Genomic DNA, 12,849 nt, shown 5'->3' with positions numbered 1-12,849 from the left:
TATCTAAAACATCCTGTAGCGCAGTTTAACGTTCCAATTGCGAATAGGCTGAAAATATGGTTTGTTACTTGCTGAGGCTTTTTTGCGCCGATACTATGCCATTTCTATATACAGGGAGAAATAGAAAAGTATGTCCGGGATAATGAACCGAATCATCGAATTAGCTGGGTGGATCGTGCTGGGCGTGAGCGCCATACTGCTGGGCGTTGCCAGCCACATAGATAACTACCAGCCGCCGGAACCTGCCGCTACCGTTCAGGCTAAATAGCGCTCACCCGCGTTGTTTTTAAACGCTTGCCGCCACGGGGATTTGTCGCCACGTGCGGTAGGGAATAGCGCGGGTAGCATTCGCGGTATAATGCTTTATACTCTCGCCCTGCAAAAGTGAGTTAACCATGCCAGGGGAGAAGATGATATGACCGCAACGCCTGCTGAACGTATTGGAGGCTGGTTGCTGGCTCCGCTCGCCTGGCTGCTGGTCTCCTTATTGGGTACGCTTTTTGTAGTGGTACGCTTTATCACCGTGCTGCTGACGCCTGAGATTATTGCCGTGCTGAATGCCCAAAGTGACGGAGATAAAACGCTGTGGTACGCCTCGTTTATCTTTGCTGTCGCCATGGGCGGCTATACCCTGTGGCTAACCGTCGCTTTCTTTAAACGCCGCGGGCTGGTGCCAAAGCACTACATTATCTGGCTACTAATCTCAATTCTGCTGGCGCTGAAAGCCTTTGCGTTCTCACCGGTTTCGGACACGCTGGCGCTGCGCCAGCTGCTGTTTCCTTTACTGGCCGCCGCCCTGATCGTCCCCTATTTCAAACGATCGCAGCGGGTAAAGAAGACCTTCGTTAACCCGTAATTAACCCTATACGTTGTACTGTTGTCGCCCGGATCGATTTATCCGATAATAGGCGGCTACTCTTTTTCAGGCTGAATAATGACTGATTACCTGTTGCTGTTTGTCGGGACCGTACTGGTTAACAACTTCGTGCTGGTTAAGTTCCTCGGTCTTTGCCCGTTTATGGGGGTGTCCAAAAAGCTGGAGACCGCTATGGGGATGGGACTGGCGACCACCTTTGTACTGACGCTGGCCTCTATCTGCGCGTGGCTGATCGACACCTTTGTTCTTATTCCGCTCGATCTCATCTACCTGCGCACCCTGGCCTTTATTCTGGTTATTGCCGTGGTGGTGCAGTTTACCGAGATGGTGGTACGCAAAACCAGCCCTGCGCTCTATCGCCTGCTGGGGATCTTCCTGCCGCTCATCACCACCAACTGCGCGGTGCTGGGCGTGGCGCTGCTGAACATCAACCTTGGGCATAATTTTTTACAGTCGGCGCTGTACGGTTTTTCCGCCGCCGTCGGCTTCTCGCTGGTAATGGTCCTGTTTGCCGCTATTCGCGAACGTCTGGCGGTGGCGGATGTACCAGCACCGTTCCGCGGTAACGCCATTGCGCTGATTACTGCGGGTTTGATGTCTCTGGCCTTTATGGGCTTTAGTGGTCTGGTGAAGCTGTAATGACTGCAATCTGGATAGCCATTGCTGCCCTGAGCGTGCTCGGGCTGATCTTTGGCCTGATTCTCGGCTATGCCTCGCGCCGCTTTGCGGTGGAGGACGATCCGGTCGTCGAAAAAATTGATAATCTGCTGCCGCAGAGCCAGTGTGGCCAGTGCGGCTACCCCGGCTGTCGCCCCTATGCTGAAGCCGTAGGTAGCCAGGGCGAGAAGATCAACCTCTGTGCTCCCGGCGGCGAAGCGGTAATGCAGAAAATCGCCACGCTGTTAAACGTCGATCCGCAGCCCATTGGTGACGATGCCGAGGCCGCAGAGCCGGTACGTATGCTGGCGGTAATCGACGAACCTAACTGCATTGGTTGTACCAAGTGCATTCAGGCCTGCCCGGTTGACGCTATCGTCGGCGCAACCCGCGCCATGCATACGGTCATCAGCGATCTCTGCACTGGCTGTAACCTCTGTGTTGCCCCGTGCCCGACGCAGTGTATCGACCTGCGTCCTGTCGCGACAACCACCGAAAGCTGGAAATGGGATCTGCAAACCATTCCGGTACGCATTATTCCTGTGGAACAACATGCTTAAGCTATTCTCCGCATTTAAAAAAGATAAGCTCTGGGATTTCAACGGCGGTATCCATCCGCCGGAGATGAAAACCCAGTCAAACGGTACGCCGCTGCGCCAGCTTCCGCTGGCCGGGCGTTTCGTCATTCCTCTTAAGCAGCACATCGGCGCTGAGGGCGAGCTGTGCGTAGCCGTCGGCGAGCGCGTCCTGCGCGGCCAGCCGTTGACGCGCGGTCGTGGCCGTATGCTGCCGGTTCATGCGCCCACCTCCGGCACGGTGGTGGCGATTGCCCCCCACTCTACTGCCCATCCGTCGGCGCTGGCCGAGCTGAGCGTAATTATCGATGCCGACGGTGAAGACCGCTGGATCGAGCGCAACGGCTGGAGCGACTATCGCTCGCGTACGCGCGCCGAGCTGATTGAACGCATCCATCAGTACGGCGTAGCGGGTCTTGGCGGCGCGGGTTTCCCGACCGGCAATAAGCTGCTGGGCGGCGGCGATAAGATCGAAACGCTGATTATCAACGCCGCAGAGTGTGAGCCTTACATTACCGCCGACGATCGCCTGATGCAGGACTGCGCCGCGCAGATCGTCGAAGGCATTCGTATCCTTGCGCATATTCTTCAGCCGCGTCAGGTGCTGATCGGCATCGAAGATAACAAACCGCAGGCCATCTCAATGCTGCGGGCGGTGCTGGCGAATGCGCACGATATCGTGCTGCGGGTGATCCCGACCAAGTACCCCTCCGGCGGCGCGAAGCAGCTGACGCAGATCCTCACTGGCAAACAGGTTCCGCACGGCGGGCGCTCGTCAGACATCGGCGTGCTGATGCAAAACGTCGGGACCGCCTTTGCCGTTAAGCGTGCGATCATCGACGGTGAACCCCTGACCGAGCGCGTTGTGACCCTAACCGGCGAGGCCGTGACGCAGCCGGGTAACGTCTGGGCGCGCCTGGGCACCCCGGTGCGCCACCTGCTTGATGCAGCTGGTTTCTGCCCCTCCGGCGAGCAGCTGGTCATTATGGGCGGGCCGCTGATGGGCTTTACCCTGCCATGGCTTGACGTGCCGGTGGTAAAAATTACCAACTGCCTGCTCGCCCCATCGGCCAGCGAAATGGGTGAGGCGCAGGAAGAGAAAGGCTGTATCCGTTGCAGCGCCTGTGCCGATGCCTGCCCGGCGGATCTGCTGCCACAGCAGCTCTACTGGTTCAGTAAAGGCCAGCAGCACGATAAGGCTACCGCCCATAACCTGGCGGACTGTATCGAGTGCGGAGCCTGCGCCTGGGTCTGTCCCAGCAACATTCCCCTGGTGCAGTATTTCCGCCAGGAGAAGGCCGAGATCTACGCTATCGCTCAGGAAGAGAAGCGCGCCGCCGAGGCGAAAATCCGCTTTGAAGCACGTCAGGCTCGTCTGGAGCGTGATAAAGCGGCGCGTCTTGAGCGTCATAAAAAGTCTGCTGCCCAGCCAGCCGCTAAAGATAAAGATGCGGTGAATGCCGCCCTGGCCCGCGTACGCGAAAAACAGCAGCGCGCCACCCAACCGGTGGTGGTCCAGGCCGGTGCCGAACCGGATAACAGCGCAGTCATTGCTGCTCGCGAAGCCCGCAAGGCCGAAGCTCGTGCCCGTCAGGCCGAAAAAGCCCAGCAGCCTGTTGTAGAGGCAGCGCCTGAGCCAGCCGCCGCGGTTGATCCGCGTAAAGCCGCCGTTGAGGCCGCCATTGCACGCGCGAAAGCACGTAAAGCGGCGCAAGCGTCTGAACCAGAAGCAGCGCCTGAACCTGTTGCTGAAAAACCAGCCGCCCCGGTCGATCCGCGCAAAGCCGCCGTTGAGGCCGCCATCGCGCGGGCGAAAGCACGTAAAGCAGCGCAGGCGTCTGAACCAGAAGCTGCGCCTGAACCTGTTGCTGAAAAACCAGCCGCCGCGGTTGACCCGCGCAAAGCCGCCGTTGAGGCCGCCATTGCGCGGGCGAAAGCACGTAAAGCGCAGCAACAGGTCGTTGATAAGATAGTGGACACCCCTGCGGCCAATGACGATCCGCGTAAAGCGGCCGTCGCTGCGGCTATTGCCAGGGCTCAGGCCAAAAAAGCCGCAAAACAGGCAGTTAACGAGGAATAGATGGTCTTTCGAATCGCAAGCTCACCCTATACGCACAATCAGCGCCAGACATCACGGATTATGATGCTGGTTCTGCTCGCCACCCTTCCCGGGATCGCCGTGCAGACCTGGTTCTTTGGCTGGGGTACGCTGCTGCAGATCCTGCTGGCAGGCATGAGCGCTCTCGCTGCGGAAGGGCTGGTTCTCAAGCTGCGTAAGCAGAGTGCGGCGGCGATCCTCAAGGATAACTCTGCCCTACTCACTGGCCTGCTGCTGGCGATCAGTATTCCATCATTCGCGCCCTGGTGGATGGTGGTGCTGGGTACCGTGTTTGCGGTGATTATTGCCAAGCAGCTCTACGGTGGCCTTGGTCATAATCCCTTCAACCCGGCCATGATCGGCTATGTGGTGCTGCTGATCTCTTTCCCGGTGCAGATGACCAGCTGGTTACCGCCTCATGAGATTGCCGCTAACGTGCCTGGGTTTATGGATGCGTTACAGGTTATCTTCACCGGTCACAGCGCGAGTGGGGATATCACTACCCTGCGGATGGGCATTGATGGCGTTAGCCAGGCCACGCCGCTGGATACTTTTAAAACCTCGCTGCACGCCGGGCATAGCGTAGACCAGATTATGCAGTACCCGATCTACAGCGGCGTGCTGGCGGGCGCAGGCTGGCAGTGGGTCAACCTTGCTTATCTGCTTGGCGGGCTGTTCCTGCTGGGGAAAGGCGCTATCCGCTGGCATATTCCGGTAAGCTTCCTTGTTACGCTGGCCTTCTGCGCCACGCTGGGCTGGATCTTTTCGCCTGAGAGCCTCGCCTCGCCGCTGCTGCATATTTTTTCCGGAGCAACGATGCTCGGCGCGTTCTTTATTCTGACCGATCCGGTAACCGCCTCGACGACGAACAAAGGTCGCCTGATTTTTGGCGCGCTGACAGGGGTGTTGGTCTGGCTGATCCGTAGCTTTGGCGGCTACCCGGACGGCGTCGCCTTTGCGGTGCTGCTGGCTAACATTACCGTGCCGTTAATTGACTACTATACGCGTCCGCGCGTCTACGGCCATCGTTGAGGAGAGCGCCATGTTAAAGACCATGCAGAAACACGGCGTGACGCTGGCGATCTTTGCCGCCTGCTCTACCGGCCTGACGGCGGCGATCGCCCAGCTGACCAAATCGACGATTGCCGAGCAGGCCGCTATTCAGCAGAAGGCGCTGTTCGATCAGGTCGTGCCGGCCAATATCTACAATAACGACCTAAGCCAGAGCTGTTTTTTGGTTAACGCCCCGGCGCTGGGCAAGGGCGAGCGGCGGATCTACATTGCCCGACAGGACGACAAGCCCGTTGCAGCGGTCATGGAGGCCACGGCCCCGGACGGTTACTCCGGCGCTATTCAGCTGCTGGTTGGCGCTGACTTTAGCGGCACGGTGTTGGGTACGCGGGTGACCGAACACCATGAGACACCGGGCCTGGGGGATAAGATCGAACTGCGTCTCTCTGACTGGATCACCTCTTTCAGCGGCAAGACGATTGCAGGCGCGTCTGACAGCCACTGGGCGGTGAAAAAAGACGGCGGTGATTTTGACCAGTTTACTGGCGCAACCATCACGCCACGCGCGGTGGTAAACGCCGTTAAACGGGCCGGACTGTATGCGCAGACCCTGCCCGATCAGCTTAATTCTTTACCGTCCTGCGGAGAGTAGACCATGAGCGAAATAAAAGAGGTTATTGTTCAGGGGCTGTGGAAGAACAACTCGGCGCTGGTTCAGCTTCTGGGACTCTGTCCGCTGCTGGCCGTGACCTCCACGGCGACTAATGCGCTGGGTCTTGGCCTCGCGACGACGCTGGTGCTGACCCTGACCAATCTGGCCGTTTCCGCCCTGCGCCGCTGGACGCCTGCGGAGATCCGTATCCCAATCTACGTCATGATTATCGCCTCGGTGGTCAGTGCGGTACAGATGCTAATCAACGCCTATGCCTTTGGTCTCTACCAGTCGCTGGGGATCTTTATCCCGCTGATCGTCACCAACTGCATCGTAGTGGGCCGTGCGGAAGCCTTTGCCGCGAAGAAAGGCCCGGCGCTCTCGGCGCTGGACGGCTTCTCAATCGGCATGGGGGCGACCTGCGCTATGTTCGTGCTTGGCTCGCTGCGCGAAGTATTAGGTAACGGCACGCTGTTTGACGGCGCGGATGGCCTGCTGGGCAGTTGGGCGAAAGTGCTTCGCATTGAGGTATTTCATACCGATTCGCCTTTCCTGCTGGCGATGCTGCCCCCGGGTGCGTTTATTGGCCTTGGCATGATGCTGGCGGTGAAGTACCTGATCGATGAACGAACTAAAAAACGCCGGGCGGCGGCTGCTGTGGCCACGCCTGCAGTAGAAACCCCTGTCGCGCCCGGGAAGGCCTGATGAATAAAGTAAAACGGCTGGAGATTTTGACCCGGCTTCGCGAAAACAATCCGCACCCCACCACCGAGCTGAACTTTAACTCGCCGTTTGAGTTGCTGATTGCGGTTCTGCTTTCCGCACAGGCCACAGACGTCAGCGTCAATAAGGCGACGGCGAAGCTCTATCCCGTCGCCAATACCCCTGAGACGATGCTGGCGCTTGGCGTCGAGGGGGTAAAGTCCTATATCAAGACCATCGGCCTGTTTAACAGCAAGGCGGAGAACGTTATCAAGACCTGCCGTATCCTGCTGGAGCAGCACGGCGGCGAGGTGCCAGAGGATCGCGCTGCACTAGAGGCGCTGCCCGGCGTTGGACGCAAGACCGCCAACGTGGTGCTCAACACTGCCTTTGGCTGGCCGACCATTGCCGTCGATACCCATATCTTTCGCGTCTGTAACCGCACGCTATTTGCCCCAGGGAAGAACGTTGAGCAGGTGGAAGAGAAACTGTTGAAGGTGGTGCCGACTGAATTCAAAGTCGACTGCCACCACTGGCTGATCCTGCACGGCCGCTACACCTGTATTGCCCGTAAACCCCGCTGTGGCTCCTGCATTATCGAAGATCTGTGCGAGTATCGGGAGAAGGTTTACGAGTAATTTCCCCCTCGCTGTTTTCCCTCTTCATAACACCAGCTTATGTTTCCATGCGCCTTGTGAGCATGATAAAACTCCGCTGGTTATTACTTTTTAAGGTTAATCGTTTTTTTAATACTAAAAATTTCTATACATTTGTGACGCAGATCACTGTACCCGGCAAACGTTAAAAAATTGTTTAAAACTTAAGGCGCGCGCCGGGCGCAAGCTGCTCTGCATAAGTACCAGGCGGTAGATTAAACCACTATTTTTAGCAATAGCGGTCCATTGCGCTGCAAATCAGGCAAATTAGTAGAACATATCGCCAGACACCCGTAAACTCCGATTTCATTTAGTGGAAAAAACTATCAAACTGCTAAAGGCAAAATTTAACGCTGAATAACAAACTCTAAAGCGGAGCATTATAGCGAACATTTTATATGTAACAGGTTATTACAAAGGTATTGCCTCAACGCCCCGGATAGGGAACATTACCTGCCGTTTCCCCTCCCCTATAACTATAAGCTCGATGGACTCTGGCCATCGCGCACTGAACACCCCCGTTAATATGGGATGTAAAAAAAGAGGTATATGTGTCGACTGCAAACAACAAACCAACTGAAAGCGTTAGCCTGAACGCTTTCAAACAGCCCAAGGCGTTCTACCTGATCTTCTCCATTGAGCTTTGGGAGCGTTTCGGTTTCTACGGCCTGCAAGGAATTATGGCGGTGTACCTGGTGAAACAGCTGGGTATGTCCGAATCCGACTCTATTACGCTGTTCTCCTCCTTCAGCGCCCTGGTCTATGGCCTGGTGGCCATCGGCGGCTGGCTGGGTGATAAGATCCTGGGTACCAAACGCGTTATCATGCTGGGTGCCATTGTGCTGGCGATCGGCTACGCGCTGGTGGCATGGTCCGGCCACGATGCGGCCGTTGTCTATATGGGTATGGCAACCATTGCCGTGGGTAACGGCCTGTTCAAAGCCAACCCCTCTTCGCTGCTCTCTACCTGCTACGCGAAAGACGATCCGCGTCTTGATGGCGCTTTCACCATGTACTACATGTCCATCAACATCGGTTCGTTCTTCTCTATGCTGGCAACGCCGTGGCTCGCCGCGAAATTTGGCTGGAGCGTGGCCTTTTCGCTGAGCGTGGTCGGGATGCTGATCACCGTCGTAAACTTTTTATTCTGTAAGCGTTGGGTTAAACAGTACGGATCGAAGCCGGACTTTGAACCGCTGCGCGTCGGTAGCCTGCTGACCACCATCGCTGGCGTTGTTGTCCTCATTGCCGCTGCGACCTGGCTTCTGCACAACCAGGGCATCGCCCGTCTGGTACTGGCAGTCGTGGCGCTGGGTATCGTGATCATCTTTGCCAAAGAGACTTTCTCGATGCACGGCGCAGCGCGTCGTAAGATGATCGTGGCCTTCATTCTGATGCTGCAGGCGATTGTGTTCTTCGTCCTCTACAGCCAGATGCCGACCTCGCTGAACTTCTTTGCTATCCGCAACGTTGAGCACTCTATTCTGGGTATCGCCTTCGAGCCGGAGCAGTATCAGGCCCTGAACCCGTTCTGGATCATTATTGGTAGCCCGATTCTGGCCGCTATCTATACCAAGATGGGCGACACGCTGCCGATGCCGTTTAAGTTCGCCTTCGGGATGGTGCTCTGCTCAGCCGCGTTCCTGATCCTGCCGCTGGGCGCTAAATTTGCCAGCGATGCTGGGATCGTCTCCGTGAGCTGGCTGATCGCGAGCTACGCCTTCCAGAGCATCGGTGAACTGATGATCTCCGGCCTTGGCCTGGCGATGGTGGCCCAGCTGGTTCCCCAGCGTCTGATGGGCTTCATCATGGGTAGCTGGTTCCTGACCACCGCCGGGGCAAACCTCGTCGCAGGCTACGTGGCTAACATGATGGCTATCCCGGAAAACGTGACCGATCCGCTGATGTCGCTGGACGTCTACGGCCGCGTGTTCCTGCAGATTGGTATGGTGACCGCCGTTATTGCGGTGCTGATGCTGCTGACGGCGTCGAAGCTGAACCGTATGACGCAGATGGACGAGAAAGAGTTAGCCGAGTCTCAAACAGCCTCCGCGTAACGGTGCCGGGAAACGCAAGCCAACAAAAAAGCCGCTGAGAAATCAGCGGCTTTTTTTGTTTAAACGGCGATGCAGGCTGTGTGCAACGCCGGGCGGCACGTTGTTTGCCCGGCCTACGTTTTACACCACAGCTTAAACCTCTGTGGCACGGAACAGATGTTCGGGCCGGGCAATGCGATCCTGGGCAGCAACCACCTGCAGCTCATACTCGCCCATCTGTTTGGTAGTAAGCATGATCTCATATACCGCCGCCGTCACGTGCTCCAGCGCATCGCGCAGGGACGTGCCCTGAAGCAGTTTTACCAGTAGCAGACCGCTGGTGACGTCGCCCACGCCAACCGGCTGGCGCATGCCAAAATCGACCAGCGGGCGGCTGATATGCCAGGCTTCACGCGCCGTGACCAGCAGCATCTCAAAGCTCTCCATGCTTTTGGCCGCACGGGCCAGGTGCTTGATCAGTACAATCTCTGGTCCCTGAGCAATCAGCTCGCGGGCAGCGGCAACCGCCTCGCTGATGTTATTAACCGGATGACCACACAGCATCTCCAGTTCAATCAGATTCGGGGCGATGATGTCGCTGGCAGGCAGCGCATAGCGAGCGTGAAACTCCGCAACGCCGGGTGCAACGATGCACCCCTTTTCAGGATGGCCCATGACTGGATCGCAGAAGTACTTCGCCTGCGGATTTGCCGCTTTAACCTGGCGCACAATGCCCAGAATATGCTCGCCCTGCTCGGCAGAGCCAAGATAGCCTGTCAGGATCGCATCGCACGTCTTGAGCTTATCGATATCAGCAATGCCCTGCACGATCTCCGTCAGGTGCGCGGGCGGCATTACGCAGCCGGTCCACTTACCATACTGGGTATGATTAGAGAACTGAACCGTATTGAGCGGCCAGACGTTTGCGCCAAGGCGGCGCATTGGGAACTCAGCGGCGCTGTTGCCAGCATGACCAAAGACGACGTGAGACTGGATGGCGAGGATATTCTTCATTTTCTTACCCGGACATAAAAATAAGGGAGTGATTTCTCACTCCCTGTGCTTAGTGCATTACTTCCAGCAGATCAGACAGTAATTTTTCTTACCACGACGCAGCAGCGTATAGCGACCAAACAGACGATCGCTGTCGGCAAAGGTGTATTCCGCATCAGACTGTTTTTCACCGTTGATGGTGACCGCATTAGAGGCGATGGTCTTGCGCGCCTGGCCACGGGATGGCTGTAGCTCAGAGTCCACCAGCGCCTGCATCAGATCCGCGCCCTTCTCCATTTCAACCATCGGAACACCGTCCTGCGCCAGCTGCTCAAAGTCAGCTTCGCTCAGATCGCTCAGGGTACCGTTAAACAGGCTGGCGGTAATGCGTTTCGCCGCTTCCAGCCCCTCTTCACCGTGCACCAGACGGGTTACCTGCTCGGCCAGTACGTACTGGGCGCGCGGCGCTTTACCACTGTTCTTGTCTTCCTCTTCCAGCGCGTTGATCTCCGCGATATCCATAAAGGTGAAGAACTTCAGGAAGCGGTAAACGTCAGCATCGGCAGTGTTGATCCAGAACTGGTAGAACTTATACGGGCTGGTTTTCTTCGGATCGAGCCATACTGCGCCGCCCTCGGTTTTACCAAACTTGGTGCCGTCGGCTTTGGTGATCAGCGGAACGGTCAGGCCGAAGACCTGGTTCTGGTGCAGGCGGCGGGTCAGGTCGATACCGGAGGTGATATTACCCCACTGATCGGAGCCGCCAATCTGCAACGCCACGCCGTGCAGCTTGTTCAGGCAGGCGAAATCGTAGCCCTGCAGCAGGTTATAGGAGAACTCGGTAAAGGAGATGCCCTGATCGTCACGGTTCAGACGCTGCTTCACCGCCTCTTTGTTGATCATCTGGTTTACAGAGAAGTGTTTCCCGATATCGCGCAGGAAGGTCAGCACGTTCATGCCACCAAACCAGTCGTAGTTATTCGCCGCAATCGCTGAGTTGTCACCGCAGTCAAAGTCGAGGAAAGGCGCAACCTGCTTGCGGATCTTATCCACCCACTCCTGGACGGTATCTTCAGTGTTCAGTTTACGCTCAGCGGCTTTAAAGCTCGGATCGCCAATCAGGCCCGTTGCGCCACCCACCAGCGCCACAGGCTTGTGGCCTGCCTGCTGGAAGCGTTTCAGGCATAACAATGGAACCAGATGCCCCAAATGCAAGCTGTCAGCGGTGGGATCGAAGCCGCAATAGAGCGCGATCGGGCCTTGCGCCAGTCGCTCTGCTAACGCATTTTCGTCCGTCACCTGGGCAACGAGGCCCCGCTCTTGCAATTGTTTAATCAAGTTACCGCTTGCCATCAAATTCTCCATGTATCAAACGCTGCACCTTTGCCGGTACACGACTTTTCGCTCGTTACGAAAGAGGGATAGAATAAAGCGCTGGAACAAGGAGTACCAGCGCTTAAATCAACATTTTTCAGCGATTAAGGCGCGAGCCGATCGATTTTCCAGTCGCTATTTTCACGCTGGTATAAAAAACGGTCATGGAGACGGTGCTCACCCCCCTGCCAGAACTCCATTTGCTCAATGCTGACGCGGAATCCGCCCCAGAAGCTGGGCAGCGGCACTTCGCCCTGCTGAAATTTCTGCTTAAGCTCAAGAAACTTGCTTTCGAGAATGCCGCGGGCGGAGATGCGGCTGGACTGCTGGGAGACCCAGGCGCCGATCTGGCTGTCGCGCGGGCGGCTGTGGAAGTACTTCACCACCTCCAGGGTAGAGAGGCGTTCTGCTTTGCCGATGACCATCACCTGGCGCTCAAGCATATGCCAGGGAAACAGCAGGCTGATTTGCGGATTGTTTTCAATATGATGCGCTTTGCGGCTGCCAAGGTTAGTGTAGAACACCATTCCTTTTTCATCGTAGTGCTTGAGCAAGACGATACGCTGGTAAGGCTGGCCTTTCTCATCAACCGTGGCGACAACCATCGCCGTCGGATCGGCAAGGCGGGCTTCACAGGCCTGGCTAAGCCAGCGCTCAAAAAGATCTAACGGCCGGGCGGGGAGATCGGCGCGACGCAGGCCGCCTTTCGTATACTCCCGGCGCAGGTGCGCGATGTGCTGCAGATCGCTATTATTTGCATCATTGTTGTCTGACATGGCGTTCGCTACGTAAAGATTCAGGTGGCGCTATTGTGCGCCGCCCAGGTAAAAATCTCAACGCTGCGGGTTTTGCAGCTGGCAGTTATTCAGGATAATGCGATCGTGCTTGTAAACTGTGGCGTTATCCCCTTTAGACCAGAAGACATAGATACCGTCAGTATAGCGTGCCCCGGAGGCGGAAAGACCCTGCTGCAGCGTCAGCGGCGTATCGTCCAGCATGAAATGCACCTCCTGACGGGTCTGGTTCAGCTTCACCTCCAGCGGTTTCTCATCGTCGCACTGGTACTCGAGCGTATCGGTGTGCATTCGCTCCACCAACTGGTTGTAGGTGGTACATCCGGCAAGCATCACTGGTAATAAGGCAATCAATAATCTTTTCATGATCCATCCTAAAACGTGTCCCGGGGCGAGGCGTAACACGCGCCTGCCCCTGCATCGT

At 56.8% G+C, this 12,849-nt stretch carries 14 protein-coding genes; 10 read left to right on the top strand and 4 right to left on the bottom strand.

The genetic code is table 11. The features are described from left to right. Positions 1–142 precede the first annotated feature (142 nt). From blr to dtpA, 10 genes are all read left to right on the top strand, one after another. The gene (gene blr / locus RTM13_RS16825; RefSeq protein WP_312213580.1) at positions 143–268 is read left to right on the top strand and encodes a division septum protein Blr; all 126 of its coding nucleotides are present in this window, start codon (positions 143–145) and stop codon (positions 266–268) included. A 147-nt stretch (positions 269–415) separates the two neighbouring features. Further along, positions 416–856 carry a DUF2569 domain-containing protein gene (locus tag RTM13_RS16820; RefSeq protein WP_312213451.1) on the top strand — a complete coding sequence of 147 codons (441 nt, stop codon included), beginning with the start codon at positions 416–418 and terminating at the stop codon, positions 854–856. A 78-nt stretch (positions 857–934) separates the two neighbouring features. Continuing rightward, the gene (gene rsxA, locus RTM13_RS16815; protein WP_042393740.1) at positions 935–1,516 is read left to right on the top strand and encodes an electron transport complex subunit RsxA; all 582 of its coding nucleotides are present in this window, start codon (positions 935–937) and stop codon (positions 1,514–1,516) included. Continuing rightward, positions 1,516–2,094: an electron transport complex subunit RsxB gene (gene rsxB, locus RTM13_RS16810; RefSeq protein WP_312213449.1), complete on the top strand. Its 579-nt coding sequence runs from the start codon at positions 1,516–1,518 to the stop codon at positions 2,092–2,094. The genes rsxA and rsxB overlap by 1 nt, the downstream gene beginning before the upstream one ends. After that, positions 2,087–4,189: an electron transport complex subunit RsxC gene (gene rsxC / locus RTM13_RS16805; protein ID WP_312213447.1), complete on the top strand. Its 2,103-nt coding sequence runs from the start codon at positions 2,087–2,089 to the stop codon at positions 4,187–4,189. Before rsxB ends, rsxC begins: the two co-directional genes overlap by 8 nt. Next, a complete protein-coding gene (gene rsxD / locus RTM13_RS16800; protein ID WP_312213445.1) occupies positions 4,190–5,239 on the top strand; it encodes an electron transport complex subunit RsxD in 1,050 nt (349 codons plus the stop codon). 10 nt (positions 5,240–5,249) lie between these two features. Continuing rightward, a complete protein-coding gene (rsxG, locus tag RTM13_RS16795) occupies positions 5,250–5,870 on the top strand; it encodes an electron transport complex subunit RsxG (RefSeq protein WP_312213443.1) in 621 nt (206 codons plus the stop codon). A gap of 3 nt (positions 5,871–5,873) precedes the next feature. Then, positions 5,874–6,575: an electron transport complex subunit E gene (locus RTM13_RS16790; protein WP_312213441.1), complete on the top strand. Its 702-nt coding sequence runs from the start codon at positions 5,874–5,876 to the stop codon at positions 6,573–6,575. Beyond that, positions 6,575–7,210 carry an endonuclease III gene (gene nth, locus RTM13_RS16785; RefSeq protein ID WP_312213439.1) on the top strand — a complete coding sequence of 212 codons (636 nt, stop codon included), beginning with the start codon at positions 6,575–6,577 and terminating at the stop codon, positions 7,208–7,210. Before RTM13_RS16790 ends, nth begins: the two co-directional genes overlap by 1 nt. 569 nt (positions 7,211–7,779) lie before the next feature. Then, positions 7,780–9,285, top strand: a complete 1,506-nt coding sequence (gene dtpA, locus RTM13_RS16780) for a dipeptide/tripeptide permease DtpA (RefSeq protein ID WP_312213437.1) — start codon at positions 7,780–7,782, stop codon at positions 9,283–9,285. A gap of 132 nt (positions 9,286–9,417) precedes the next feature. On the opposite strand, the gene pdxY is transcribed toward dtpA, so the two are convergent. The 4 genes from pdxY to mliC form a co-directional block, all read right to left on the bottom strand. Beyond that, positions 9,418–10,278, bottom strand: a complete 861-nt coding sequence (gene pdxY, locus RTM13_RS16775; protein ID WP_312213435.1) for a pyridoxal kinase PdxY — start codon at positions 10,276–10,278, stop codon at positions 9,418–9,420. A gap of 57 nt (positions 10,279–10,335) precedes the next feature. Beyond that, positions 10,336–11,610: a tyrosine--tRNA ligase gene (gene tyrS, locus RTM13_RS16770; protein ID WP_312213433.1), complete on the bottom strand. Its 1,275-nt coding sequence runs from the start codon at positions 11,608–11,610 to the stop codon at positions 10,336–10,338. Positions 11,611–11,735: 125 nt separating this feature from the next. Next, positions 11,736–12,407 carry a pyridoxamine 5'-phosphate oxidase gene (gene pdxH / locus RTM13_RS16765; RefSeq protein WP_312213431.1) on the bottom strand — a complete coding sequence of 224 codons (672 nt, stop codon included), beginning with the start codon at positions 12,405–12,407 and terminating at the stop codon, positions 11,736–11,738. 57 nt (positions 12,408–12,464) lie between these two features. Further along, positions 12,465–12,791, bottom strand: coding sequence for a C-type lysozyme inhibitor (gene mliC, locus RTM13_RS16760; protein WP_312213429.1), 327 nt, complete (start codon positions 12,789–12,791; stop codon positions 12,465–12,467). Positions 12,792–12,849: the final 58 nt, after the last annotated feature.

The sequence above is a fragment of the Pseudescherichia sp. genome (assembly GCF_031979925.1).
Lineage (GTDB): Bacteria > Pseudomonadota > Gammaproteobacteria > Enterobacterales > Enterobacteriaceae > Pseudescherichia.
Note: the sequence above shows the minus strand (reverse complement) of the source record. Positions and strands in the feature narration are given on the sequence as shown.